This window comes from Ruegeria atlantica, from assembly GCF_013032455.1.
Taxonomy (GTDB): Bacteria; Pseudomonadota; Alphaproteobacteria; order Rhodobacterales; family Rhodobacteraceae; genus Ruegeria; species Ruegeria atlantica_B.
The window spans coordinates 790,802-817,726 of the sequence record NZ_WQCF01000001.1; the positions used below are offsets into that span (position 1 = coordinate 790,802).

Below are 26,925 nucleotides of genomic sequence, written 5' to 3' on the forward strand. Positions count from 1 at the left end.
TCAAAAAGATGAAGGGGTAAACCCCGCATAGGAGAGGTCCGAGATGTTTCAATCCTTTGAGGTAACCGCACGCCCGGAACAAGGGCCGCCACGGCTGGTCGCTCTGCGGAGCGAGATGGTGAAAGAAGGGTTGGATGGTTTCCTGATCCCGCGCGCTGATGTGCATCAGGGTGAATACGTGGCGCCCAGGGATGAACGGCTGGCGTGGTTGACGGGATTTACCGGCTCGGCCGGGTTTTGTGCAGCGCTTGCAAATGTGGCCGGTGTTTTCGTCGATGGCCGCTATCGGACACAGGTCAAGGCACAGGTCGCGGCTGATTTCACCCCAGTTCCATGGCCAGAAGTCAGTCTGAGCGCATGGTTAAAAGAGCAACTACACGGCGGAGGCAAGGTGGGGTTTGACCCATGGCTACATGCTGCGGGTCAAATCGCCAGCGCGCAGAAAGACTTGGCAGACAGCGGTATCGAATTGGTGCGCGTTGAAAATCTGGTCGACCGGGTCTGGCAAGATCAACCCGCGCCGCCAATGAACCCGGTCAAGGCGCATCCGATTGAGTTTGCCGGTGAAGCGGCGAGCAGCAAAATCACGCGTCTCGCAAAAGTTCTGCAAGAGGCAGGTTGCACTGCAGCAGTGATTACCTTGCCGGATTCGATCATGTGGCTACTGAACATTCGCGGTTCGGACATCGGGTACAACCCGGTCGCTCATTGCTTTGCCATTCTGCGCGCCGATGGCCGGGTCGATCTGTTCATAGCCAAAGAAAAGCTGACTATGTCTTTGGGTGATCAGGTATCCGTTCACGCGCCAGAGGCTTTTCTGGACGCCGTAGCGGCGCTGGAAGGGAACGTTCAGGTCGATCTGGGAACGTTACCTCAGGCCATAGCAGATGTGCTGGCAGATCGGATGATCGATAGCGGGGATCCCTGCGCCCTGCCCAAAGCCTGCAAGAACGACGCTGAAATCGCGGGCAGTGCCGAGGCGCATCTGCGCGATGCCGTAGCGGTGATCGAAACGCTGTGCTGGTTGGATTCGCAGCGCCCCGGCACCGTGAAAGAGACGCAGGTTGTCACCAGACTTGAAGAGAACCGTCGCAAAGACAACGCGCTGCAGGATATCTCATTCGACACCATCGCTGGCACCGGCCCGAACGGCGCAATCATGCACTATCGCGTGACCGAGGAAACCGACAGCACGTTGGAAGATGGGCACATTCTGGTTCTGGACAGTGGCGGGCAATATCTGGACGGCACCACCGACATCACCCGCACTATTGCCATCGGTGACGTTGGCGATGAGGAAAAAGCCTGTTTCACCCGCGTACTGAAAGGCATGATTAACCTGTCTATGCTGCGCTGGCCTGTGGGGTTGGCCGGACGTGATATCGAAGGGGTCGCAAGAGCACCGCTTTGGGCCGCTGGGCAGGACTTTAATCATGGCGTGGGGCATGGCGTCGGCGCATATCTCAGCGTTCACGAAGGCCCGCAGCGCCTGTCCAAAACCAGTCATATACCGCTGCAGCCGGGCATGATCCTGTCCAATGAGCCGGGCTATTACCGCGAGGGCGCCTTTGGGATTCGCATCGAAAACCTTGTTGCCGTACAAAAAGCCCCGGCCCTGCCCGGGGGTGACGACGAACGCGCAATGCTGAATTGGCGCACTTTGACCTTCGTACCCATTGACCGGCGGCTGATTTTGGTCGACATGCTAACCAGAGCAGAACGGGACTGGCTGAACACTTATCACAAAGAAGTGGCTGAAAAGCTCCGGCCTAGACTGGGCGATCAGGCGCAACTGTGGTTGGATGCCGCAACCGCGCCGATCTGACATCGGACTGTTACAATCACCGGGCAGAGGAGAAGCCCAGACTAAAGACGAGGGAAGAAAAATGGTCGAGATTACAATTCGCAAGGCTCCGGGCAAATGGAGCGTCCGCTCCGGTGGTGCGGTTCTGGGCGAAACCACGGCTGCGCTGGAACTGGCCGAGGGCGACCTGCCCCCCGTGATCTATTTTCCTCGTAAAGACATTGCGATGGCTTTTCTGGATACAACGGACAAGATTACCCATTGTCCGCACAAAGGGGACGCCACCCATTTCTCGATCGTCAACAAGTCTTCGGTGACCGAAAACGCCGCGTGGAGCTATGAAGCTCCGGTTCAGGCCATGGCCGAGATCAAGGGCTATGTGGCGTTCTATCCAGTAGAGTCTGTCAAGGTCGAGCAGATCTAAGGTCTGGCCTCTGATACATTGAAACTTCAGGCGACGGTGGGTCCTGCGACTTGGCACCTGTCAGGCCAAATATCGGTTTTCGTCGGGCTGTGGCCTGAGGATAGCTAGGAATGCTCCTCGGCCGCAGTCGCCGCCAGCGCCCGGTTATAGGCCTTGAGCGCGTCAATGTGATACAGCGCACCGACTGGTGTTTCGTTCCCCTCACTATCGAGTATCACGACAGGGATGCAGGGTATGTCGTCATGGTCGAAATAGGGCATTGCGGCTTCCAGCGTGGCATCGGCCTGCACGCAGAGGCCCTGCTCAATCAGTTCCTGTGCCTGTTCTCCGGTAATCGAACGCGCATCTCCAATTGGGCGCATGACCGCTCCTGCGCTCAGCATCGCCAGCAAATAGGCCTGCGGCCCAGCTGCCAAGTGTACGTTGCGCCGTTCCAGCTGTGTCAGGAAGAAGGACCGGTCCACAAGGCGCGACGCCAACGCGGTGGACATCGAAACTGAGGCCATCACGGCGATCCCGATCTGCCAATCTCCGGTCAACTCGAAAACAATCATCGTGGTTGAGATCGGCGCGCCCAGCACGGCGGCGGCCACAGCCCCCATTCCTGCAAAAGCATAAAGTGTATGGGTACCCGATACATCAGGCAGTAGCCCCGTTGCGATTAGACCAAAGGCCAACCCTGTCAGTGCACCTATCATCAGCGAAGGTGAGAATACCCCGCCACCCATACGCCCCCCCATGGTTATGGCCAAGGCAACTGTCTTGATCACCGCAAACAGGATCGCCACGGTCAGTGTCAGATCTCCGGCCAGTGCACGGATTGTCGTCTCATAACCGACGCCGATGATATGCGGAAACCAGATGGCGATCAGTCCCAGCAACGCTCCGGACACGGCTGGTCGCAACCATCGCGGCAAGGACAAACGGTTTTGGATATGGGAACCAATATCTTCGGCAAAGAAAATCGAACGCATCAGCAGCAGGGAGACGAGCCCGCAGATCAGGCCCAGGATCAGAAATGCGGGCAATTCCACATAGAATTGCAGCGAACCCGGAGTTTCCAGAACGAACTCGGTCACATCACCATATTCCAATCGGTTAATCACCGTGCCCGCAACCGAAGCGATGACGATGGGCGCGAAAGCGTGCACCGCGAAGTGACGCAGCACGACCTCAAGTGCAAATAGAGCGCCCGCGATGGGGGAGTTGAAGCTGGCCGACACAGCCGCCGCAACGGCACAACCCAATAGATCGCGGCCCGTGATACCATCCGCATGGATACGGTCACTGACCCAGGTTGAGATTACACCGGCCATATGCACCACCGGCCCTTCTCTCCCGCTCGACCCCCCGGTGCTGAGTGTGATCAGCGAAGCGAAGAACGAGGCGATCCCCGCCTTCCCCTCGACCCGGCCATTCGTCAGCGCCGCACCTTCGATCACGTCCGCAACCGAGCGTACCCGCCCGTCGTCCGTAAATTTGTGCAAAATGACCCCCACGACCAAACCGCCGATAGTCGGTATGATCAGGATCATAACCCAAGGCAGCTTTTCGGCATGGCTGTGCAACAACAGAATATCATCTGTGTCATAGACATAAGCCTGCAACGCGCTGATTGCCTTGCGAAAGCCTAGTGCCATGAACCCCGCAGCAATCCCAATTGCCAGAGCAATAAACCAGAATTGGATCTGGCTTGGTCCACGCCGCAACATCACCCGCCACGCATCCTTCATCGCGGCCAGAGCCTGATTGAGCTGGTTGCGCAAAACGGTGCGGGTCGATTGGGTCATTGGCCCTCTGAGATCAATTCATAACCCTTAGTAAGCCACGGGGCGCCCTTATAAAAGTGAGATCGCGACGGATTGCGAACCAGAAAGCGGCAGAATGGCTTCAGGCGTCCAACAGAGCACGAGCGGCGGCGCGGGCCTCTTCGGTTATTGTGTCGCCTGCGACCATGCGGGCGATTTCGTCCACCCGGTCAGGATCAGCCAGCGGGATCACGGTCGAAAGTGTTTGCCCGTCGCTCACCTGTTTCTGCACCCGCCAGTGGTGCGCCGCTCGCGCAGCGACCTGCGGTGAATGCGTGACCACCAGAACCTGCCCGCCCTGCGCCAGCGAGGCCAGGCGGCGACCTACCGCATCAGCAGTGGCGCCACCGACGCCCCGGTCAATCTCGTCAAAGATCATGGTTCGGGCGCTGTCATCCCCCGTCAGACACACCTTGAGTGCGAGCAGAAACCGACTGAGTTCACCACCCGAGGCTATCTTGTTCAACGGCCCAGACGGTGCCCCGGGATTGGTGGCGACGGTAAAGGCTACTGCATCGGTCCCCTCGGGCCCTGGGTCAGCTACTGTGATTTCAGTTCGAAACACTGCGCGTTCCATTTTCAGCGGTGCGAGTTCCGCCATGACCGCAGCATCCAATTGTCCTGCAGCCTGCTGACGCACGGTGCTAAGTGCGGCTGCAGCTTTGTCATAAGCCATCTGAGCGGCCTCGACCGAAGCGCGCTGATCTGCCAGATCGGCATCGCCAGCGTCCAGTCGGCTCAATCGCTCGCGCAACGTGTCTGCAAAAGCCCCAAGATCGTCCGGTGTCACATCATGCTTACGAGCCAACGCACGGATTGCAAACAGGCGTTCTTCAGCCGCCTCCAGCTCTGCGGGGTTGAAATCCAGCGCTTGTAGACAGGCATTAACACCATCCTGCGCCTCACCGAGTTCAATTAAAGCGCGGCCAAGCGCGGCAATCGGTTCCTCCAACTGACCGCCTGCAGTGTCAGAGACGCCCTCTAGCCAGCGGACAGCATCGGACATAGCACCCTCAGCCGCATCCGCGCCCAAAAGGTCAAAGGCGCGCGCAACATCATCGCGGATGCGCTCAGCCCCCTGCATCACCCGGCGGCGGGCGTCCAGTTCGGCATCCTCGCCCGGCTGCGGGTCCAACTTGTCCAGTTCGGCAACGGCGTGACGCAGGTATTCCTCCTCGGCACGCATGGCAGCGAGGCTCGCCTCAGTCTCGGCCAGCGCCTTTCTGACACGGGACATCTCTGCCCAGGCGGCTCTCACAGCGGCCAAGTGATCTCCGGCATCGGCATAATCGTCCAACATTGACCGATGGCCGCGCGGGTTCAGCAAACCACGGTCATCATGTTGGCCATGCAATTCGATCAATGTCTCGGAAAGCGCGCGCAGCACCTCGCCCGAGCAACGCCGGTCATTGACCCACGCCGTCTTGCGCCCCTCGGCCGTATTCACGCGGCGCAGGATCAATTCCTCCCCGCCGGGAAGGCCAGCCTCGGCCAGTACAGTGTGGGCCGGATGGCCATCAGGCAGCTCAAACTCGGCCACAACCTCGCCCTGCGCTGCCCCCTGGCGGACCAGTTCGGCGCGGCCACGCCAACCCAGTACAAAGCCCAGCGAGTCCAATAGAATCGACTTGCCCGCGCCGGTTTCCCCGGTCAACGCGTTCAAACCCGGCTGAAACGTCAGTTCCAGCCGGTCGATGATCAGCATGTCGCGGATATCAAGGGCGCGCAGCATCGGGTCTTAAAGTCCCACGCCTTTAAACATGGCGATTACAACCACTCACCTTTGATCGTCTGGCGGTAAATCGTGCTCAGCCAGTTGTTACCGCGGCTCTTCAGCTTCAGCCCGCGCGAGGTCAGCAGTTTGTAGCCCGCATCATACCACTCGGACGACTGGTAGTTGTAACCCAAAATAGCACCGGCCGACTGCGCCTCGTCCACAAGTCCCAGCGACAGATAGGCCTCGATCAAACGATATAGAGCCTCAGCCGTATGCGATGTGGTCTGGAAATCCTCGACCACGACGCGGAAGCGGTTGATGGCTGCCGTATAGTGGTCCTGACGCAGGTAATAGCGCCCGATCTCCATCTCTTTTCCGGCCAAGTGGTCGAAAGCCAGATCGAATTTCAGAACAGCCGAAGTGGCGTATTCACTGTCAGGGTAAACTTCAATTACCGTGCGCAGCGATTGCAGAGCCTGAAAGGTAAGGCCTTGATCGCGCCCGACCTCGTCTATTTGGTCATAATAGCTGAGCGCCAGAAGATATTGCGCATAGGCCGCATCTTCGTCCGTAGGATAGAAGTCGATATAACGCTGCGCGGCAGCCCGGCTTTCTTCGTAATTCTTGTCCGTGTGATACGAAAACGCCTGCATGATCAGCGCGCGTTTCGCCCAATCGGAATAAGGATACAGACGCTCAACTTCCGAGAAGTACCACGCTGCATCATCCGAGCGATTCTGCGACAGCTCAAATTCACCGCGTGTGAAAATCTGTTCCGGCGTATAGCCTTCCAGATTCTGGTTGCGGTCTGCGCCTTTGCCACTGCACGCCGTCAAAACTGCTGCCAGAAGAATCGCTCCTGCGAATCTGACTGCCGCTTTGGTGCCAACCATTCCGCCTATCCTTGTCGTATTACCTTGCGGGGCAAACCCCGGATTGGCCTTTGGTCTAGCATATAAAATTCCAGGGCAAAACGCCTTAGTACGCCACCTGACGGAATTGTCGGCCGACTTGATCCAATCAGGCAACTTCGGGGATTTCATCCCAAACAAGACCCTGCCCCGGCAGGCGCGCGGCTTGTTCCGGGGTGCACAGCACAGGGCGCACAGCGCCGGGAGTTTCAAACAGCTTGCGCAGCAGTGTGTTAGTCATGGCATGGCCAGATTTGTCGCCGGTGAAGTGACCCAGAATCGGGCCGCCCGCCAAATAGAGGTCACCCAGAGCGTCCAGCATCTTGTGACGTACAGCCTCATCCGCGTGACGGAAACCGCCCGGCGTCAGCACTTCGTCACCCTGTACGACAACGGCATTTTCCAGCGTACCGCCCAAGGCAAGGCCGTTTTCACGCATTGCTTCCACATCGGTACGGCGGCAGAAGGTGCGGCTATCGCTAAGTTCACGCGCGAACGAGCCATTCCGCATGTCCAAAGTTTTGGTCTGCGTACCGATAGCGCCATCCTCAAAATCGATGTGAAAGTCGATGATCAGACCATCTGCCGGAGCGATCGACGCGCTGGCACCTTCACGCGTGGCGGTGACGGGCTTGAGAACCTCAAAGGCCAGAACCGGGCTAGCCTGACGGCGCACGCCCTTGGCCATGATGCCACGCACAAATTCAATCGAAGATCCGTCCATGATCGGTACTTCGGGGCCATCAATCTCGATAAGGGCATTGTGCACGCCACACCCGGCAAGCGCGGCCATGATATGTTCGACGGTCGACACCGAAACGCCCGCATCGTTCACCAGACGAGTGCAAAGCGGGGTGCGCTCGACCACATCGTAAATCGCCGGAACCAAGGCATTGCCCAACTCAATGTCCGTACGTTTGAACCAGATCCCATGACCGGCGGCCGCTGGCTTCAGGACCATCGTTGCGGGTTTGCCGCTGTGCAGGCCAACGCCTGTAAACGTGATCGGAGATTTGAGCGTATGTTGCAAGGTGAACCTCGGTGAGTGGTGTCCGGCCTATGCGGTCCGTGTTGGGCACTCAGTTAAGGAAGCAAACGCCAAGGCTCAACTCACTCTTTGTAACTGAATGAAACATGTTTGTAACAGATCGGCAAAAGCCTGCTTAGAACCCGGTAAATCCATGTAATTAAATGAAAAAGGGTCGCCAAATGGCGACCCTTTCTTTCGATTTTGTTACCAGGGTTAGTTGGCCTGACGGCGCAAGAAGGCAGGAATTTCGATCCGATCCTGCTCGGGGTCGACTTCATCATGCGCAGGTGCCGTAGCGTCAGCTTGGCGCATCGGAGGCTGCTGGCGCACCGGCTGGGCCGGGGTATCTGCGGCGTGACCGGTCATCCGATCGATCAGGCGATTGAAGCCGAACCGGGAACGATCCTGTGCATCAGATTGTGGAGCCGGGACAGGTTGCGGAGCCTGCGGACGAGGTGCTGCGTGGCTACGCTCAGACGCGGGAACGTTCTGCACAGCGGCCTGCAATCGCTGCAGCGCCTCCGGTGACGGAGTGCCTGCTGCCGGTTGAGGCTGAGGTGCAACATAGCTTTCAGGTGCGGGTTCAACCGGTTCAGGTGTCGGCTCGAACTCAGCAACGCGGGGCTGATAGGCTGGCGGTGGCAAACCATCGTCATCCTGCTCGGCCTGCGGCTGGAATTGCGCCGGTTCTTCGGTTGCTTCGAACAGCGACGGCTCACGGTTCATCTCGGCTTGGGGCGCCGGAGCGGTTTCTTCTTCCGCAACAACAGGTGCCTCTTCCTGCTGAGGCTCTTCTGCCGAAACAGTGCGTGTCAGCGGTGCCGACATGGTACGGCGCGCAACCGGCACGTCTTCGGTTTTTTCGCTGGCGTCGATGCCGGTGGCAACAACCGATACACGCATGCCGCCTTCCATCGCTGTGTCCAAGGTCGAACCCACGATGATGTTGGCTTCGGGATCCACTTCTTCGCGAATGCGGTTGGCCGCTTCGTCCAGTTCGAACAGGGTCAGGTCGTGCGAACCGGTGATATTGATCAGCACGCCCTTTGCGCCTTTGAGGCTGATTTCGTCCAGCAGCGGGTTGGCAATCGCTTTCTCAGCCGCCTGAACCGCGCGATCTTCGCCCGTGGCTTCACCGGTGCCCATCATCGCCTTGCCCATCTCGTCCATAACGGCACGAACGTCAGCAAAGTCGAGGTTGATCAGGCCCGGACGGACCATCAGGTCGGTCACACCTTTGACGCCCTGATACAGAACGTCATCTGCCATCGAGAACGCCTCGGTGAAGGTGGTCTTTTCGTTGGCCAGACGGAACAGGTTCTGGTTCGGGATGATGATCAGCGTGTCGACGACCTTCTGCAGCGATTCAACGCCGTCTTCAGCCTGACGCATCCGCTTGGCGCCTTCGAACTGGAAGGGCTTGGTGACAACGCCCACGGTCAGCACACCCAGTTCCCGCGCAGCCTGTGCGATGATCGGGGCAGCACCAGTACCGGTACCACCGCCCATACCAGCAGTGATAAAGCACATATGTGCGCCAGCCAGATGATCGACAATCTGCTCGATGCTTTCTTCGGCAGCTGCGGCACCGACGGTCGGGCGGGCGCCTGCCCCAAGACCTTCGGTCACTTTCACACCCAACTGTACCCGCGCAGAAGCCTGGCTTTGCTGCAGCGCCTGCGCGTCAGTGTTCGCGACGACAAAATCCACGCCGTCCAATTCTTTTTCAATCATGTTGTTGACAGCGTTGCCGCCCGCACCGCCAACGCCAAATACTGTAATCCGAGGCTTCAGTTCGTCGTGCCCGGGCATCGAAAGATTCAATGTCATGCTCTGTCCGCCTGTTTTATTGACCCGCCAAAGCGGTGTTTTTCTTACCTATCCACTAACAATCCTACCGATCGAAACGGCAAACGTCACGCCAAAAATCGTCGAATTCCACAAAATATGGAGTAAATAAGGCGGTGCTAAGCGGTATTTCGTATTTATCGCCAGATGTTGCGGAATGAACTCAATGCACCACAAAGCACGCGACCCGCGCGCCACAACTGACGTGCGCGTCACCTGACTCTTTTCAAACCTTTACGCTGCGGAAAACTGCTCAAGTCCTGCCGCGAGGCCTCTGACGGGCCTTGTGGATATCTTGCTGGAAACTCAAGCGCGCTGCAACCCATTTATTTAGCTAATTGGGGTACTTGGGCAATTTAGACCGTCTTCAGTAACACTGCGCACCTCTTGGATTTCGCTTTGGTTTAAACTGGCTAGACGTACCATGAGCCGACCTTCGTACTGAAAGGTCCACCAACATACCGGCAAACCATCACTGTCGTCATCATACAAAAAGCAAAGTTTGCCGTCCGGAGTGGTGATCTGCCCATAGACACAGCCCCGCCCTTCCATTCGCCAGACCGACAGAGTCGGGCTGAGAAACTCTTCGGTTCCCACCAACATGCCAGTTGGAAATTCATGGAACATGACAGTTTTGCCCTGAACAGCATCTAAAAACGCCTCGGGCGTGATCCGCGTTTGGGCGAAAGCGACAAGCGGACACGCGGCGACAAGCGCCGCGACCCCGATCGCCTTACCAATTGTCACGGAACCAGCGCATAGCGCGCTTGAAAGGCCGCGTGGCATATGTGTCGACCGGGATTTCGAAATCCCACCACTCATCCTGCGGATGCGCCGCAAACAGGCTGAGACCAACCGCCGACGAGAATCCCGGCCCCGTCGCCGATTGCGGAAGGCCATGCACGCGCAGCGGGCGGCCCAAACGCACGCGCTGACCCAGTATGCGTGTAGCCAAGCCATCCAGGCCCATGATCTGACTGCCACCCCCGGTCAGCACGATCTGCTGGCTTGGCATATGCTCGAAACCAGCGGCATCCAGTCGGACACGCACCTCTTCCAGAATCTCTTCGACCCGAGGACGCATGATGCCGATCAACTCGGCGCGGCTGACGGTGCGACGGTCATGCTCCCAATCTCCGGTGTCGCCACCGATATCAATCAGGTCACGATCATCGGCCCCAGTTGCGTGGACACCGCCATTGAAGGTCTTGATCCGCTCGGCCACCGAGGCCGGCACCCCAAGCCCCATCGAGATGTCAGAGGTCACATGGTCGCCGCCCATGCGCACGCAATCGGCGTAGATCATGTGTTTTTTCATGAAGATCGAAACGCTGGTCGTGCCGCCCCCCATGTCGATACAAGCTGCGCCCAGCTCCTGCTCGTCCTCGACCAAAGCCGAAATGCCCGATACGTAGGCCGAGTTCGCAATCCCCGCCAGCTCCAGATCACAACGCTTGATGCAGCGGACGATATTCTGGATCGCCACCGCATCTACAGTCAGCATATGCATGTCCACAGCAAGCGTCTGGCCCATCTGCCCGCGCGGATCAATCAAGCCCGAACGGTTGTCTAGCGCAAAGTTCACCGGCTGGGCGTGCAGCACCTCGCGCCCTGCCCCGTAATCTGGAACGTCGCAGGCATTGAGAACACGCCCGACCTCGGCCTCGGTCACCTCCTGACCGCCAAGATCAACCTGCGCATCCAAACCATAGGACCGCGGGTTTGCGCCCGAGAAACTGGCAATGACGTGATCCACGCGGATATCAGCCATCTTCTGCGCCGCCTGCAATGCGGTGCGAATGGCGCGCTCGGTTTCCTGCATGGCGGTGACTTCGCCAAACTGCACACCGCGAGACCGCGTTGTGGCCGCACCGATGACGCGAAATCCACTCTGACCGGCCAGCGAGCCGATGCTGTTGTCCTCGCTCAACCGACTTGTACCGTCGAACCGCAACACAAGGCAGGCAATCTTGGAACTGCCAACGTCCAGAATGGCGACAACACCGCGTTGCATCGCCTGCCTGCGCATCTGCCGCATGGCACGTTGGGACTGATAAAGATCGGTCATCATGGTCGTTATTGCCCGTTACCCACTGTCACTTTTGTATTCCACCAGTCTTCGCTGGCAGCTTTGGTCATTCTGATTGTCGGACGCTGCCCAAGGCGCATGTCCACTACTGCCACATCGCGGTCCAAAAGGTCCTGCACCTCGTTCACCGCAAGCACACGTTCAAGTGCACGCACCGGTTTCTCGGTCGGCAGCATGACACGCTGGCCGCGATCCAGAACAAGATCCCAGCGTCGCTCACCTATACGAACCAGACCACGCACCCGACCGCCCAGGCTACGGGCAGTGGTCAGTAAAGCCATTGCCTCGGCCACATGACCATCCGCCCCCTTGCCCGCGATCAGTGGCAAGTTCGGATGATCCTTTCGGGACACAATTCGCTCGACATGCGCGCCAGTTTCGTCCAGCAACTCGATCCCGCTCCGTGTCCGCCAAACGACAACCGGCTGCCGCTCGACCACATCCACTTGCAGAATACCGCCAGGGCGCACGCGCACGGTCGCGGATTTAACCGGATTCAGCCCTGTGATCGTGTCGCGGATCTGCTCAACATCCAGATCCCAGGAACTGATCGGGAAATCCAGCGGCACCACCTCGCGAATATCTTCGGACAGGTTCGTACCTGCACCGTCAATTGCCATCAGGTTGACCATGAATTCCGGCCGCTGCTGGATCGAGGTCTTTACGTCTGCGACATACGCCACCACTGCCTCGCGCCGTTCCTCTGAACCAAAATAGACGCCAGCCGCGGCGCAGACCGCCAGAACTGGCAGCCCGACCCGCAGCCCCCGCCTCACACCGGGCGTCAGCATCCAGCGCTGTAGGCGGTAGCTCAGCCGCGACGGTGCGGGATCAAACCGCTGCGACTTGCGCCCAAAGAGTTTAACTCCACTCAAACGCAGCTTGGGCTCGACCTCACGCTCCGCACCCGACGCAAAATCGGCATCCGGTCCAGCCAGCGGTTTCGAGCGATGAATCACTGGTGCTCGGGTGGCCCTCAGCGGTCGCATGATGCATCCTCCACCATCCACGCGCAGAGTTGACCGAAGGTCATGCCGTTATGCTCGGCCTGTTCGGGCGCCAGCGACGTCGGGGTCATACCTGGCTGTGTGTTGGTTTCCAGCAGAAACAGCCCATCAGCGCCCATGCTGTCATCCCAGCGAAAATCTGTTCGGGTTACACCTTTGCACCCCAGCGCGTTATGGGCCTTCAGCGCGTAGTCCATGCAGCGGTCAAAAATGTCCTGTGGGATGTCAGCAGGCAGCACGTGCCAAGATCCGCCAGGTTTGTACTTGGCGTCATAGTCATACCAACCGCCATCCGTCATGATCTCGGTCACCGTCAGAGCCCGATCACCCATTACGGTTACAGTCAGCTCCCGGCCTGCGACGTATTTCTCGACCATCACATGTTCGGGCATGTCATCCGATAGCTGCGGAGGCCCGTTCGAGCCTTCATGCACGATATAGATGCCAACGCTGGAGCCTTCGTTATTGGGTTTGGCCACATAGGGCGGCTCCATAACATGGGCTTTGGACACCTCAACCTTGGGAACGATCACGCTGGGCACAACAGGTAATCCTTCGGCCTGATACACCTCTTTACTGCGCTGCTTGTCCATTGCCAGCGCCGAAGCCAGCACCCCGGAGTGCGTGTAGGGAATGCGCATCCATTCCAGCAAGCCTTGAACACAACCATCCTCACCCCAACGACCGTGCAGTGCGTTGAAAACCACATCCGGTTTAATGTCCAATAGGCGCGCGTAGAGGTCGGGACCTGCGTCCAGCTCGACCACTTCAAAGCCTTCTCCCACAAGGGCGGCTGCGCATTCGCGCCCAGAGCTGAGAGACACCTCGCGTTCCGCCGAGGGGCCACCCATCAATACCGCCACTTTGGGGTTTGTCCTGCTCGACTTACCCACTTCGTGCGCCTCAATGTACTCGGACCTTATGTCGTGGTCCGTACTGTGTTATGCCTTTGATCCGTCGCCTGAATTTGCCTGTTATGGTCTGACGGTTGGGGCTTTATTCTTTCAGCGGTTCTCCGACCCGCATGATTTCCCATTCTAGCGTAATGCCGCTTGTTTCGTAAACCTTTTTTCGCACATCTTCACCCAACCCTTCGAGGTCAGCGGCTGTGGCGTCACCGGTATTGATCATAAAATTTGAGTGCTTGGGGCTCATCTGTGCACCGCCTCTGGTGGCGCCGCGCATCCCCGCGTTGTCGATAACCTTCCACGCCTTGAGGTCATGCACATCATCCTCACGGCCAGTCGAGGAAAACCCTGCCGGATTGCGGAACGTGGACCCGGCGCTACGGTCCTTGGTGGGTTGGGTTTCGTCTCGTTTCTGCAACTGTGCGGTCATTCGGGCATGCAATTCTTCGGAATCACCCATCCGCCCTTCAAACGTGGCCGAAATTAGCACCGCGCCCTCGGGCATGTCCGTCTGGCGATAACGGAAATTCAGATCCTCGGGGGTTAGATCCTCGATCTTTCCTTGTCGCGTGACGATGGTAGCCTTGCGCAGAACATCCGCAGTATAGCTGCCATAGCAGCCCGCATTCATCCGAACCGCCCCACCGACAGAGCCGGGGATGGTACGCAAAAAGGTCAGATCCACGCCCGCATCCGCCGCCTTGCGCGCAACATGCGCATCCAATGCGGCCGCACCGGCAATCACAGTGTTGCCTTCGACAGAAATGCCATTGAAACCACGTCCCAAACGGATCACGACAGCGCGCAGGCCACCATCCCGCACGATCAGGTTCGAACCGACGCCCATCGGGAACACCGGCACTTCCGCGGGTAAATCACGCAGAAAACTCTGCAAATCTTCAGTATCAGCGGGCTGAAACAGATAATCCGCCGGACCGCCAACGCGGAGCCAGGTGAGATCGTTCAACGCGCGAGCCTGAATTAGGCGCCCCCGGACGACCGGCAGATCAATCATGTGCTGCCCTTCCAGCCAGACTGCGCCCACCGACACCGCCCATGATGACTGCGAAAAGGAAAGGCAGGACCGCTCCGGTCAACCATACGAAGGGACCAAAGGCTTGCTCCTCTTCTCCGGTACCAACCCCTGTCAGCATTACGATCAGCACCAGCGCACCGGCAGAGGTCAGGCCGATCAGCCAAAGCAGCCCCTTCGTGCCGATCCAGCGACCGGCAACAAAACCGGAAAGAGCGCCAAGGATCAAGGATACCAGCGGTAAATAAGCGAATGTGGCGATGTCGACCATGGGGGCCTCCTGAAAATGGCCGTTACTTCTTTGCCGCCTTCATGCCCTGCATTTTCGCCTTTGTCCAACGGGTGAAGTAAATCACGGGCCATCGGAGCACCGACATGCCCATCGCCATCACAAGCAAACCAACCCAAGGCCCGTTTTGAAGCGTTACATAACCAATAATCGGGATACCCACTGCGATCAGAATATAGGCGCGGGTCCAGTGGTTATCTTTACTGGGGATCATGGCCAAAACGTTCGCAGCAACCCCCCAAAGTGCAGCCAGAGCGATGGAAAAGTTCATTGCTCGACCTCCCGGCCGGTCCAACGGCGCCAGTAGTAGCGGATGGGGTTACGGAACATGGATACAAAGCCCGCCAAGGCCAGCACTGAGAAGAACCAACCGTAATCGAAACCCAACCAGATGATCAGCACAGGCGCGGAAGCGAACAGAACAATCCCAGGCGGGAACTGCAGGCGCATTGGCAACATAGCCACAATGGTCGAGGCCACGACCCACAAGGCTGCGAACACCACAGAATATGCCAATTGCCCCTCCGAGGACGTCATCTTTGCGGTTGCGACGCTACTCTTTAGAGTTGCATCGCAGAAATGTCCATCACGTCAAACAGCCTGTTTCTGCTGCAACCGAGCCGGCAATCCGTTGGCCCAGGCGCTGATCGTACCCGCTCCGAGGCAAACGACCATATCTCCTGGGCGTGCCTGTTCACGCACCAACCGTTCGAGATCGTTTTCATCCAGCAGAGCGCGGGCGTGGCGGTGGCCGTGGCGGATCAAACCTTGCACGAGGTCATCGCGGCTCGCCCCTTCGATCGGTGTCTCTCCGGCCGCGAAGATGTCAGCAATTGCCACGACGTCGGCATCGTTGAAGCAGGTGCAGAAATCATCAAACAGGTTTGACAGGCGTGAGTAACGGTGCGGCTGATGCACGGCAATAACACGGCCTTCCGTTGCCTGACGCGCAGCTTTGAGAACAGCGTTAATTTCAACTGGATGGTGGCCATAATCGTCAATTATTGTGACACCATCGATCTCACCCACCTTGGTGAAACGCCGGTTGACGCCCCCGAAATTGGCCAGAGCGTCGCGAATTTCGCTGGCTTTCATGCCCAGATGACGTGCCACAGTAGCGGCAGACAACGCGTTCGAGACGTTATGATCCCCCGGCATCGGCAGCGTGCAGCCCTCGATCACCGTGTCTTCGTATTGCAGGTGAATGTCGAAATGCGCGACACCGCCTTTATAGGTCAGGTTCACCGCCCGCACATCCGCCTGCGCGTTGAAGCCATAGGTGCGCACACGCCGGTCGGTGATGCGACCGACCAACGTCTGAACTTCGGCATGGTCGGTGCAGCAAACGGCAAGGCCATAGAACGGCAGGTTCGTGACGAATTCATAAAACCCGTCGCGCAGAGTGTCGAAATCACCCCAATGCTCCATATGCTCGGGGTCGATATTGGTGACGATGGCGATGGTTGCGGGCAGGCGGTTGAACGAACCGTCCGATTCATCGGCCTCGACCACCATCCATTCGCCCTGCCCCATCCGCGCGTTCGATCCATAAGCGTGGATGATACCGCCGTTGATCACGGTCGGATCGAAATCACCCGCCACCATCAACTCGGCCATCATCGTAGTCGTGGTGGTCTTGCCGTGAGTTCCGGCGATGGCAATGTTGGATTTCAAGCGCATCAGTTCGGCCAGCATGTCGGCGCGGCGCACCACCGGAAGGCCGCGCCTGCGGGCGCCGTCCAGTTCCGGGTTGCCGGGTTTAATTGCGGTCGAAACCACTACAACGGCGGCGTTATCCAGGTTCTCGGCCCGTTGGCCGACAAAAATTTCGCCACCCAAACTGGCCAGCCGGTCGGTGATCTTAGATGCTTTCAGGTCCGATCCCTGCACCCGGTAACCCAGGTTCAACAGCACCTCCGCAATGCCTGACATACCGATCCCGCCGATCCCCACAAAGTGAATCGGCCCTACGTCTTGCGGCAGTTTGGTTGCAGGATTCATGCGGTCTCCTTCTGCGCCAATTCTTCGACAAGGTGCACCAGACGATCTGTTGCGTCGGGGGCACCGGCCGAGAGGGCCGCATGGGCCATCTTTTGCGCGGCTTCGGGGTTTGTCAGAACTGCGGTGATTTGCTCGGTCAGGGACGAAACGTCAAGGGCGTTTTCAGGGATCATAATCGCACCGCCCGCCTGAACCAGCCCACGGGCATTGGCGGTCTGGTGATCTCCGGCAGCGGCTGCAAAGGGGATCAGGATCGAAGGCCGCCCGATCACCGAGATATCGGCAACACTGGATGCGCCCGAACGGCTGATCACCAACTGCGCATCCGACATGCGGCGCGGAACATCCTGAAAGAAAGGTTTGACCTCGGCCCGGATACCGTGATCGGCATAATAAGCTGCGACCCGCTCACCATCTTCGTCACGCGCCTGATGGGCGACACGGATATGGCTGCGCAATTCATCGGGCAATGCTGCAATCGCACCCGGCACTACATCACTCAGAATGCGCGCGCCCTGAGATCCGCCCATCACCAGGATCGACATCGGATAGTCGCCGGGCGGAATATAACCCGCCGCGGCGCGCTCGAGCACTGCAGCGCGAACAGGGTTTCCGGTATGGATGCCCCTGGCCCCATCGGGCAGATCGGTCGGCCAGATACCGCAAGCCACCTGAGACACACGGGTTGCGAACAGTTGATTGACCCGGCCCAGAATACCGTTCTGTTCATGGATCATGCGCGGGATTTTCAGCATAGTCGCCGCGCCTAGCGCCGGGATTGAAGGATAGCCACCAAAACCCACCACCACGTCAGGCCGGTCGCGCATCATCTGCAATGACATGCTGGTCACTCCACCCGCAATCTTGGGTCCGACCAGGGCCTTGGCAGCCAGCCCTCCGCGCGCGAATGTGGCCGATGACGCCTCGACAATCTCAGTCGAATGCGGAAACCCGCTGGTATACCGGGCACCGCGCGGATCGGTAGACAGACGCACGCGCCAGCCTTTGTGGAGCATCGCCTCGGCCAGCGCTTGTGCCGGGAACATGTGGCCCCCGGTGCCGCCTGCTGCAATCAGTAAATAAGGTTTGCTCATCACCCTCGTCCGCGCAGAATATCTCCAAACTCGCCCTGTGGACGAGTCCGGGTGAAGGCCAGCAACATACCGACCGCAATGCCGCCCGCAATCAGGGACGAACCACCATAGCTGACAAAAGGCAGCGTCATACCCTTGGCGGGCAGCAGGCGTACCGCGACACCCATGTTGATCATTGCTTGAACGCCGAACATGCAGGCCAGCCCTGTACCCGCCAGACGGATAAACATATCCCGTTCACGCATCAGGCGTAGAAGCGAGCGCACTACGATGATCGAATACAGCGCGATGATGATCAGCACCAGGATCAGGCCATATTCTTCGGCAGCGACAGCAATGATAAAGTCCGTATGCGCATCGGGCAGAGACCATTTCACCTGTCCCTCGCCGACGCCAACACCAAACAACCCACCCTCCCGGATTGCGTTGGTAGCATAACCGATCTGAGTGGTCGGATCGACCTCTTGGTTCAGAAAGCCATCAATACGGCGGGCAAAATGTTCCGAATTCGAATAAGCCAGCATACCGCCCAGAACCACCGCTCCGGCCATGCCCACCAGCAGCAGCATCGGCGCGCCGGCCACGAAATACATCACGCCCCAACCGAACAGGATCAGACAGGCTTGACCGAAATCAGGCTGCAGCACCAACATCCCGACAATGGCCATACACAACGCAAACGACCATAGCCGCCCCGGCGGGCCGTTGATCTCCTGCGACGCGGCCAGCAGCCATGCGGCCACGACGACAAAGCCGGGCTTCAGGAACTCTGATGGCTGCAGCGATGCAAAGCCCAGCGAGTACCAGCGCACTGCGCCCTTGCCGAAATCAGTGCCAAAAACCGGTAGAAAGGCCAGCGCCACGAACGCGCCCAGAAAACCCAGCACCGCCAGACGCCGCACCAGCGTCGGTGACATCATCGAGGTCAGCAGCATCGCAATAAGCGCCAATCCGCCGAAAATCGACTGCCGCTCGACATAATGGAACGGATCAAACCCATTTCGCCCGGCCAGCGGCGGAGATGAGGCCAGCCCCAGCAACAACCCGATGACAAACAGGATCAGCACGCAGGACATCGTCCAGCGATCAATTGTCCGCCACCACTTTGGTAGAATCGGTTCGCCGCGCTGGTCCTGGACCGCGCCATACACCATCTCAGTCATGAGATACCGCCACTTACTGCCTCGTTCACGTCCCGTTTTCGGGATCTGATTGAGAGTCTACAGGGATTTTGACGTTTGGGCTAGCACAATGACAGAGCGTTTGCGGAATTCGGCCCCCTCCCAAAGATTACAATCTGAACATTGGCTTCTCTAGTTCGGGCTGTCCGGTTGCTAACCAACAAGATCGTAGTGCTTGATTTCTCTGAACTCGACTAATTCCGCTTCAGCCGGATCAATATGCGGGCTTTTGTAGTCCTCGCCAACAAACGCCTTTAGCGCGTCCAGGCTGCTCCAAACCATTACGAAACTGAACTCGCGCGGTGTGTCAGAACGCGGCGCACCCGGCAGCACCTGAACAATACCATCGGTGTTTCGCATCAAAGGTATCGCGGTTTCATGGAAAAACTTTGAGAACTCGGCTTCTTTGCCGCGCCGAACCGTGACTTGGAAAATCCGCATGATCATTTTGGCGCCCCTTTGCAATGAAAAAACTTGAGATCTTCGATGGCAGAACTTTACCACATGCCTACCTGCTTTTTTGCGCTGAGTTTCGGTTGCTCTTGCCATATTCGGCAATCCACGCCATCCCCCGCCCATGACTTATGACACGATCATCCTTGGTGCCGGTGCTGCCGGTATGATGTGCGCCGCGCATTGCGGCGGGCGTGTGCTGGTGATCGACCACGCCAAGGCTCCGGGTGAGAAAATCCGCATCTCGGGCGGTGGGCGCTGCAATTTCACCAATATGTTTGCGGGTCCGGGTAACTTTCTGTCGCAGAACCCGCATTTCTGCAAATCCGCTCTGGCGCGTTTTACGCAGTGGGATTTTGTCGATCTGGTCGGACGTCACGGCATCGCGTGGCATGAGAAGACGTTAGGGCAGCTCTTCTGCGACGGATCCTCGAAACAGATCATCCAGATGCTGCTGGCTGAGATGGAGCGCGCCGGGGCCGAGTTGTGGGTGCGAACCGAGGTGAAGGACCTGCGCAAGACCGAGGTCGGGTTCGCGCTGGAGGTTGACCGCGAAGGCCAGCGCCACAGCCTTACTTGCACCAATCTGGTGCTGGCCACCGGCGGCAAATCGATCCCCAAGATGGGCGCAACCGGGCTGGCCTATGACATCGCAAAACAGTTCGGCTTGCGGATGACCGAGACACGCGCGGCCCTGGTGCCGTTCACCTTCTCGGACGGGAAATTCAAGGACCTCTCGGGCGTGTCCCTGCCCGCTCGCCTATCGAACGAACGCACCAGCTTTGACGAGGCACTGCTGTTCACCCATCGGGGCCTCAGCGGGCCTTCCGTGCTGCAACTATCGTCATACTGGCGCGAGGGTGAGGCAATCCGAGTCAACCTGATCCCCGATCTGCCCCTGTTCGACCTGCTGCGCGATCAGCGCCATTCCGGAGGCCGTAAAGCCCTGACCACTGAACTTGCCCGTCATCTGCCGGGGCGACTTGTGGATTACCTCTCGCAATTGATCCCCATGCGGGGCAATCTGGCCGACCAGTCCGATGCTGCGCTGGCTGAGTTGATCGACGCACTCTCGAACTGGCGGCTAACCCCTTCGGGCACCGAAGGTTATCGCACCGCCGAAGTCACGCTGGGAGGGATCGACACTGATGGCCTGTCTTCAAAAACGATGGAGGCCAGGGAAGTCCCCGGCCTCTATGCAATTGGTGAAGCGGTGGATGTCACCGGCTGGCTGGGCGGCTACAATTTCCAGTGGGCTTGGTCCTCGGGCCACGCCGCAGGAATTGCAATCGCGGGCTGTTAGCCTACGACGTTGTAACCACGACCGCGCATGCAGTTGCGCACGATGACTTCCTGATTCTGAGTGTTATTGACCGCGCTTGCACCAGCCCCGACTAGCGCACCTGCTACGGCCGCACGACCCAAGTCGCTGGCGCTGTCGTCAATGATAGCTTTCGCGCCCGCCGCACCAGCGGCACCAATCGCCGCAGCACCTGCAGTGTTGCTGTTGACCACCGGCTGCGACCGCGCGAGAGCCTGGCATTGCGCCAAATCTGCGTTGTAATTCGGGCCAACCGGTCCATCGACAATCGGCTGGTAATTCGCGCCAACATTCGTGCAGGCACCAACCACCAGAATGGCAGGCAGGATCAAAGATAATTTACGGTATGACATATTCATGACCTCGTGTTGAATTTGCAGGCAAGCAAAACCAATAAGTATGGCGCGTCAAGTTGATAGCTTCTCAACTTGGCTCAACCGGCGATCTATTGCAAATCACTAGTCTTCTAGCCTCTGACGAACCTGTTCGGCGAAGTCCTCTCCGCGCTGTTCGAAATTGTCATACTGGTCGAAACTGGCCGCCGCCGGGGCTAGCAGAACGGTCTCTCCCGGCTGGGCATCTGCCATGGCTTGCGAAACAGCATCTGCCATAGTGGTGCACACCTGCGCATCGACGGTCAGCTGCATGGCAAAACCAGCCGCCTCACGTCCAATCACATATGCCCTGACTACTTGGTCGCCGGCACTGTTCAGCGCACCCAGCCCCCCTTCTTTCTCTAGCCCCCCGCAAATCCAGCGGATTTTTTTGAACGCACTGAGCGCTTTCAGCGCACTGTCCACATTGGTGGCTTTGGAGTCGTTTACATAGGTCACACCGCCCGCCTCGGCAATGATCTGGCTGCGATGCGGCAGCCCCGGATAGCTGTGCAGCGCGCCCTCGATCACCCGAGGCGCAAGCCCCAGCGCGCGGCAGGCCGCATACGCGGCGCAGGCATTTTGATGATTGTGCGCGCCGGGGAGCCCCTTGATCTCACGCAGGTCAATGGAACCGGTCTGACGCCCTTTGCGGTATTCAGCCAGATACCCTTTGCGCGCAAAGACCTGCCAGCCCGGACCAGTTAGCTTCCGTGCAACCGAAATACGGATCACCCGATCATCCGCAGGTCCTTCGGACAGTTGCCCGGCCAGAAACGCGCCTTCGTCTTCATCCACACCGATCACCGCGCGATCCGGACCACCCTCGGCAAACAATCGGCGCTTGGCAGCAAAATAGCCGCCCATCCCACCATGCCGATCCAGATGGTCGGGCGACAGGTTGGTGAACACTGCCACATCCGGCGTCAGCGCACGCGCCAATTCGGTCTGGTAGCTGCTGAGTTCCAGCACCACTACCGATCCGTCCCCACCCGGATCAATATCCAGAACACCCCGGCCTATATTGCCCGCCAACTGCGCCTCTCGCCCGGCCTCGGTCAGAATGTGGTGGATCAAGGCAGCCGTGGTCGACTTACCGTTTGAACCGGTCACCGCAATCACACGCGGAGGGATGTCGTAGTTGTTCCATTCTGGCCCAGCAAAAGATCGGAAGAACAGGCCAATATCGTTGTCCACCGACACACCAGCATCCAGCGCCGCTGCCACGACAGGGTTCGGTTCGGGATAGAGATGCGGAATACCCGGAGAAACGATCAGCGAGGCGATCTCGTCAAACGCTCCATGGCGGCGCAGATCAACACAGGTAAAACCTTCGGCCTCGGCCTTTTCCCGTGCGGCAGGATTGTCATCCCAGCACACCGGCTCGGCCTTGCCCGCCCGCAACGCGCGCGCGGTCGCCAGACCTGACCGGCCAAGCCCCAGAACTGCAACTTTCTGCCCTGAAAACCCTTTGACGGGGATCATGCCGACCACCTTCTTCTGACGTCCAATTGGCCGTCACACTGCGCAGAAGAAATCCCCAAAGGCAAGGGCGACAAAAGGCTCGCGCGGCAGCGCGAGCCCGGCCCAAAAGGTGACAGGCGGGCCCCAGGCCCGCCGAACCTGGCGGGAGCGTTACCGAACTTTCAAAGTCGCCAGACCAATCATCGCCAGGATCAGCGAAATGATCCAGAACCGGATCACAATCGTCGGCTCGGCCCAGCCCTTTTTCTCATAGTGATGATGGATCGGTGCCATCAGGAACACGCGGCGACCGGTGCGCTTGAAGTAGAGGACCTGAATGATCACGCTCAGCGCCTCGACCACAAACAAGCCACCGACAACAGCCAGCACCAGCTCGTGCTTGGTTGCAACCGCAATCGCCCCCAAAGCACCACCCAAAGCCAAGGATCCGGTGTCGCCCATAAAGACAGCGGCAGGTGGCGCGTTGTACCAAAGAAAGCCCAACCCACCTCCGAACAATGCTGCGGTGAAGATCAGAATTTCTCCGGTGCCTGGTACGTAGTGCACGTCCAGATACTCGGTAAAGTCGACCCGCCCGACCGCATAGGCGATGATACCAAGAGTAGTCGCCGCGATCATTGCGGGCATGATAGCCAACCCATCCAGCCCGTCCGTCAGGTTTACCGCATTGGCTGCCCCTACGATTACGACAATCGAGAAAGGAATGTAGAAAATCCCCAGATTAACCAGCGTATCCTTGAAGACCGGCACAGCCAGTTGGTTCTGCAACGCCTCGGGATGATGCAGAGTCGCCCAGGCCGAGGCCAGAACCGCGATGATCACGCCCAATGCCAGTCGCATCTTACCCGACAGGCCTTTGGTGTTTTGCTTCGACACCTTAGCATAATCATCGGCAAAACCTATTGCCGCATAGGCCAGAGTCACAAACAGTACCATCCAGACATATGGATTGTCCCACCGCGCCCAGGCCAACGTTGATGTCACCAGCGCACCGACGATAAGCAGCCCACCCATGGTCGGTGTGCCCGCTTTCGAAAAATGCCCCTCGGGGCCGTCCTCGCGGATCGGCTGACCCTTGCCCTGCTTGCGGCGCAGCACATTGATCAGCGGCTTTCCAAAGATAAACCCAAAGATCAGCGCCGTCAGAAAGGCTCCGCCCGCACGGAAAGTGATGTAGCGGAAGAGGTTAAAGAAATCCCCCCCATCCGACAGGGCGGTCAACCAATAGAGCATATTAAAACCTTTCTCGTGCCGCGATCATGAGTCAAGCGCGCTCACTTGCCCCATTTCCCGCAAACCGTCAACAATCTGCGCCAGCGCCATGCTCAAGGAACCCTTGGCCAACACCGTATCCCCGGCACTGATCAACTCCGGCAGGTGTTCGGCCATTTCGGCACTGGTTTTAAACCACAGCCCGCGCTTGGCGGCAGGCAATGCCTCATGCAGCGCCTTCATGAGCGGACCTATGCAATGCACCCGATCCACGTTCGCCATCGCAGTGACATCCGCCATTCCTGCGTGCATGGCAATTTCCTGTGCACCCAACTCTTTCATGTCGCCCAGAAAAGCGATCCGGCGTGCACCATGCGTTGCAGCTAGAACATCCAGCGCGGCCTCCATCGAGGTTGGGTTGGCATTGTAGCTGTCGTCCAGCAACTCGATCTGCCCACCAGTCGCCAGAGATAAAACCTCACGCACGCCGCGCCCCTTGACGGGGGACCACTGGCGCAAGCCGCTGATGGCTGCATCAAGATCAACGCCCATTTCCACACAGGCCGCCAAAGCACCCAGCGCGTTCATGGCGAAATGTGTGCCCGCCGACTGCACGTCATAGGTGACCGAAACATCACCCACCATGGCTTCGGCCTGAACCGAAACATCCCCTTGCGTCACGTTGGTCAAGATATAGTCGACAGCCTTTCGGCCAAAATCGACGATACCGGCGCCATGCTCTATCGCGGTCTGGCGCAGGATATCCGTATGCTCGATATCGGCGTTTGCGATTGCAGCTCCACCGGGCTCAAGCCCTTCAAAAATTGCAGCTTTTTCATGAGCAATCCCTGCAACCGACTCGAATGCCTCTAGGTGTACCGCAGCTACGGTCGTCACCAGCGCCACATGCGGGCGGGCCTGCCGCGCCAACGGAGCAATCTCTCCGGGGTGGTTCATCCCGATCTCAATCACGGCAAATTCAGTGTCGCGCGGCATCCGCGCCAATGTCAGCGGTACGCCCCAGTGATTGTTGTAGCTGGCGACACTGGCATGGGTTTTACCTTGCGCTTCCAATATGGTCGCCAACATTTCCTTGGTTGACGTCTTCCCGACGCTGCCTGTGACGCCGATCACGCGTGCGCCGGTTCTTGCCCGGCCTGCCTTACCCAAGGCCTCGAGTCCGGTTTGAACGTCATCGACAATCAACAGAGGGGCATCTTCAGGCACACCCTCTGGAATGCGGGACACCAGCGCAGCACCTGCGCCTTTTTCCAAGGCTTGCGCTACAAAGTCATGACCGTCTCGTGCTGCCTTCAACGCAACGAACAAGTCGCCGGGCTGAAGAGTTCTGGTGTCGATCGACACGCCATTCACTGACCAATCGGTCGTGGCGCGCCCGCCCGTTGCCTCGGCGGCCTCTGTCGCAGTCCAAAGTGTCATGCAACCCTCCCATCCAAAGCGGCTACGCTAATAGAGGCTTGCTCCACGTCATCAAACGGCAGGACCTGATCACCAACGATCTGGCCAGTCTCATGCCCTTTGCCCGCAATCAACAAAGCATCACCCGGCTGCAAAGCATCAATTCCGCGCAGGATGGCTTCGGCCCGATCACCGACCTCGGTGGCCTCCGGTGCGCCAAGCAGGACGGCGGCGCGGATTGTAGCCGGATCCTCGCTGCGGGGGTTATCATCCGTGACAAAGACAAGATCCGCATGATCAGCAGCAGCCTTACCCATCAGCGGGCGCTTGGTGGCATCGCGATCTCCGCCAGCCCCAACAATAGCAATCAGGCGCCCCATGACATGCGGTCGCATCGCCTTGAGCGCCGTGGCAACCGCATCTGGAGTGTGGGCATAATCGACAAACACAGTCGCGCCGTTTTCCCGCGTGGCCGCCAGTTGCATACGGCCCCGAACCGTCGTCAGATGCGGCAGGGTTTCGAACACGCGTTCGGGCTCTTCCCCCGCGGCAATGACCAGACCGCAGGCGAGCAGGATGTTTTCGGCCTGAAACCCGCCGATCAGGTTCAGGCGGGTCTGGAACACCTTACCCTGCCATGAAAAGCGCAGGTCCTGTCCGGTTGCGTCAAAGCGTTGGTTCATCAGGCACAGATCAGCATCACCCAACCCAACAGTCAGAACCGATTGCCCGCGCGCCTTGGCAATTTTGCGAACCTCAGCGCCTTTGGGATCGCTCATGTTGATCACTACAGTGCCGTCCTGAGGCAGGACGCGGTCGAACAAGCCGGCCTTGGCGGCAAAATAAGCCTCGAAAGTTTCGTGATAGTCCAGATGGTCCTGCGTGAAGTTAGAAAACCCTGCGGCTGTCAGATGCACCCCGTCCAAACGACGCTGTTCCAGACCGTGCGAGGACGCCTCCATCGCGGCATGGGTCACGCCGTTTTCCGCGGCCTCAGCCAGACAGCGGTGCAGTGTGATCGGTTCGGGCGTGGTATGCGCCAATGGTGCCGTCCAGGCCCCCTCGACCCCCGTTGTCCCAAGATTCACCGCAGCGTGGCCAAGCTCCATCCAGATCTGTCGCACGAATGTGGCAACCGAGGTTTTTCCATTGGTCCCCGTGACGGCCACGATGTTCTGCGGCTGCGCTCCAAACCACAACGCGGCACATCCGGCCAGCGCCTGCCGGGGGTCTTCGACCACGATCAAGGCAGCGTCTGACGACGCCAATTCATCAACGGCGATTTCAGAACCTTCGGCATCAGTCAGAATTGCAACCGCACCCATTCGCAGGGCGTATTGAATGAACTCTCCACCATGTACGCGGGTGCCGGGAAGCGCTGCGAACAGGTAACCTTCTTTGACTTCGCGACTATCAACGGTCAACCCGGTAATGTCAGGATTCGCACCACCCCGAGCGGTCAGGGCCAGTTGGCTAAGTGTTTTCGTCCTTGCGCCCATGCCCCACCTCTTTCCGGA

Annotated in this window: 25 protein-coding genes; 3 read left to right on the forward strand and 22 right to left on the reverse strand. The window is 58.7% G+C overall.

Going from position 1 to position 26,925, the window contains the following annotated elements:
- Positions 1–43 precede the first annotated feature (43 nt).
- Both GOW93_RS03865 and GOW93_RS03870 read left to right on the forward strand, forming a co-directional pair.
- Positions 44–1,825 (forward strand): aminopeptidase P family protein, encoded by a 1,782-nt coding sequence (locus tag GOW93_RS03865; RefSeq protein WP_170381725.1) that lies wholly within the window; start codon positions 44–46, stop codon positions 1,823–1,825.
- 61 nt (positions 1,826–1,886) lie between these two features.
- Positions 1,887–2,228 (forward strand): DUF427 domain-containing protein, encoded by a 342-nt coding sequence (locus GOW93_RS03870; RefSeq protein ID WP_170381726.1) that lies wholly within the window; start codon positions 1,887–1,889, stop codon positions 2,226–2,228.
- Positions 2,229–2,332: 104 nt separating this feature from the next.
- On the opposite strand, the gene GOW93_RS03875 is transcribed toward GOW93_RS03870, so the two are convergent.
- The 17 genes from GOW93_RS03875 to GOW93_RS03955 all read right to left on the reverse strand — a co-directional run bounded on the left by GOW93_RS03875 (position 2,333) and on the right by GOW93_RS03955 (position 19,591).
- Positions 2,333–4,018: a chloride channel protein gene (locus GOW93_RS03875; RefSeq protein ID WP_170381727.1), complete on the reverse strand. Its 1,686-nt coding sequence runs from the start codon at positions 4,016–4,018 to the stop codon at positions 2,333–2,335.
- 100 nt (positions 4,019–4,118) lie between these two features.
- Positions 4,119–5,768, reverse strand: a complete 1,650-nt coding sequence (recN, locus tag GOW93_RS03880) for a DNA repair protein RecN (protein WP_170381728.1) — start codon at positions 5,766–5,768, stop codon at positions 4,119–4,121.
- A gap of 35 nt (positions 5,769–5,803) precedes the next feature.
- Positions 5,804–6,646 (reverse strand): outer membrane protein assembly factor BamD, encoded by an 843-nt coding sequence (locus GOW93_RS03885; RefSeq protein WP_170381729.1) that lies wholly within the window; start codon positions 6,644–6,646, stop codon positions 5,804–5,806.
- 127 nt (positions 6,647–6,773) lie between these two features.
- Positions 6,774–7,694 carry a UDP-3-O-acyl-N-acetylglucosamine deacetylase gene (gene lpxC / locus GOW93_RS03890; protein ID WP_170381730.1) on the reverse strand — a complete coding sequence of 307 codons (921 nt, stop codon included), beginning with the start codon at positions 7,692–7,694 and terminating at the stop codon, positions 6,774–6,776.
- A 213-nt stretch (positions 7,695–7,907) separates the two neighbouring features.
- Entirely contained in the window at positions 7,908–9,524 is a 1,617-nt protein-coding gene (gene ftsZ / locus GOW93_RS03895) for a cell division protein FtsZ (protein ID WP_170381731.1), read from the reverse strand.
- Positions 9,525–9,872: 348 nt separating this feature from the next.
- Positions 9,873–10,289: a hypothetical protein gene (locus GOW93_RS03900; RefSeq protein WP_170381732.1), complete on the reverse strand. Its 417-nt coding sequence runs from the start codon at positions 10,287–10,289 to the stop codon at positions 9,873–9,875.
- Positions 10,276–11,610 carry a cell division protein FtsA gene (gene ftsA / locus GOW93_RS03905; RefSeq protein WP_170381822.1) on the reverse strand — a complete coding sequence of 445 codons (1,335 nt, stop codon included), beginning with the start codon at positions 11,608–11,610 and terminating at the stop codon, positions 10,276–10,278. Before ftsA ends, GOW93_RS03900 begins: the two co-directional genes overlap by 14 nt.
- An 8-nt stretch (positions 11,611–11,618) precedes the next feature.
- On the reverse strand, positions 11,619–12,620 hold the full coding sequence (locus GOW93_RS03910; protein ID WP_170381733.1) for a cell division protein FtsQ/DivIB: 1,002 nt from the start codon (positions 12,618–12,620) through the stop codon (positions 11,619–11,621).
- Positions 12,608–13,531, reverse strand: coding sequence for a D-alanine--D-alanine ligase (locus tag GOW93_RS03915; protein ID WP_170381734.1), 924 nt, complete (start codon positions 13,529–13,531; stop codon positions 12,608–12,610). Before GOW93_RS03915 ends, GOW93_RS03910 begins: the two co-directional genes overlap by 13 nt.
- A 103-nt stretch (positions 13,532–13,634) precedes the next feature.
- Positions 13,635–14,561 carry a UDP-N-acetylmuramate dehydrogenase gene (gene murB / locus GOW93_RS03920; protein WP_170381735.1) on the reverse strand — a complete coding sequence of 309 codons (927 nt, stop codon included), beginning with the start codon at positions 14,559–14,561 and terminating at the stop codon, positions 13,635–13,637.
- Positions 14,554–14,850, reverse strand: a complete 297-nt coding sequence (locus GOW93_RS03925; protein ID WP_170381736.1) for a hypothetical protein — start codon at positions 14,848–14,850, stop codon at positions 14,554–14,556. The genes murB and GOW93_RS03925 overlap by 8 nt, the downstream gene beginning before the upstream one ends.
- Positions 14,851–14,872: 22 nt before the next feature.
- Complete coding sequence (locus GOW93_RS03930; RefSeq protein WP_170381737.1) at positions 14,873–15,139, reverse strand: DUF2484 family protein; 267 nt, start codon at positions 15,137–15,139, stop codon at positions 14,873–14,875.
- On the reverse strand, positions 15,136–15,384 hold the full coding sequence (locus GOW93_RS03935; RefSeq protein WP_170381738.1) for a DUF2484 family protein: 249 nt from the start codon (positions 15,382–15,384) through the stop codon (positions 15,136–15,138). Before GOW93_RS03935 ends, GOW93_RS03930 begins: the two co-directional genes overlap by 4 nt.
- A gap of 75 nt (positions 15,385–15,459) precedes the next feature.
- Entirely contained in the window at positions 15,460–16,869 is a 1,410-nt protein-coding gene (gene murC, locus GOW93_RS03940) for a UDP-N-acetylmuramate--L-alanine ligase (protein ID WP_170381739.1), read from the reverse strand.
- Positions 16,866–17,963 (reverse strand): UDP-N-acetylglucosamine--N-acetylmuramyl-(pentapeptide) pyrophosphoryl-undecaprenol N-acetylglucosamine transferase, encoded by a 1,098-nt coding sequence (locus tag GOW93_RS03945; RefSeq protein WP_170381740.1) that lies wholly within the window; start codon positions 17,961–17,963, stop codon positions 16,866–16,868. The genes murC and GOW93_RS03945 overlap by 4 nt, the downstream gene beginning before the upstream one ends.
- Positions 17,963–19,126 (reverse strand): putative lipid II flippase FtsW, encoded by a 1,164-nt coding sequence (gene ftsW / locus GOW93_RS03950; RefSeq protein ID WP_170381741.1) that lies wholly within the window; start codon positions 19,124–19,126, stop codon positions 17,963–17,965. The genes GOW93_RS03945 and ftsW overlap by 1 nt, the downstream gene beginning before the upstream one ends.
- 171 nt (positions 19,127–19,297) lie before the next feature.
- Positions 19,298–19,591, reverse strand: coding sequence for a putative quinol monooxygenase (locus GOW93_RS03955; protein WP_170381742.1), 294 nt, complete (start codon positions 19,589–19,591; stop codon positions 19,298–19,300).
- 130 nt (positions 19,592–19,721) lie between these two features.
- On the opposite strand from GOW93_RS03955, the gene GOW93_RS03960 reads away from it, so the two are divergent.
- Positions 19,722–20,900 (forward strand): NAD(P)/FAD-dependent oxidoreductase, encoded by a 1,179-nt coding sequence (locus tag GOW93_RS03960; protein WP_170381743.1) that lies wholly within the window; start codon positions 19,722–19,724, stop codon positions 20,898–20,900.
- On the opposite strand, the gene GOW93_RS03965 is transcribed toward GOW93_RS03960, so the two are convergent.
- The 5 genes from GOW93_RS03965 to GOW93_RS03985 all read right to left on the reverse strand — a co-directional run bounded on the left by GOW93_RS03965 (position 20,897) and on the right by GOW93_RS03985 (position 26,907).
- A complete protein-coding gene (locus GOW93_RS03965; RefSeq protein WP_254443444.1) occupies positions 20,897–21,271 on the reverse strand; it encodes a glycine zipper family protein in 375 nt (124 codons plus the stop codon). The genes GOW93_RS03960 and GOW93_RS03965 overlap by 4 nt on opposite strands.
- Positions 21,272–21,376: 105 nt before the next feature.
- Positions 21,377–22,777, reverse strand: coding sequence for a UDP-N-acetylmuramoyl-L-alanine--D-glutamate ligase (murD, locus tag GOW93_RS03970; protein WP_170381745.1), 1,401 nt, complete (start codon positions 22,775–22,777; stop codon positions 21,377–21,379).
- Positions 22,778–22,927: 150 nt separating this feature from the next.
- Positions 22,928–24,010, reverse strand: coding sequence for a phospho-N-acetylmuramoyl-pentapeptide-transferase (mraY, locus tag GOW93_RS03975; protein WP_170381746.1), 1,083 nt, complete (start codon positions 24,008–24,010; stop codon positions 22,928–22,930).
- Positions 24,011–24,034: 24 nt separating this feature from the next.
- Positions 24,035–25,429: a UDP-N-acetylmuramoyl-tripeptide--D-alanyl-D-alanine ligase gene (locus GOW93_RS03980; protein ID WP_170381747.1), complete on the reverse strand. Its 1,395-nt coding sequence runs from the start codon at positions 25,427–25,429 to the stop codon at positions 24,035–24,037.
- Positions 25,426–26,907: a UDP-N-acetylmuramoyl-L-alanyl-D-glutamate--2,6-diaminopimelate ligase gene (locus tag GOW93_RS03985; RefSeq protein ID WP_170381748.1), complete on the reverse strand. Its 1,482-nt coding sequence runs from the start codon at positions 26,905–26,907 to the stop codon at positions 25,426–25,428. The genes GOW93_RS03980 and GOW93_RS03985 overlap by 4 nt, the downstream gene beginning before the upstream one ends.
- Between the last annotated feature and the right edge of the window lie 18 nt (positions 26,908–26,925).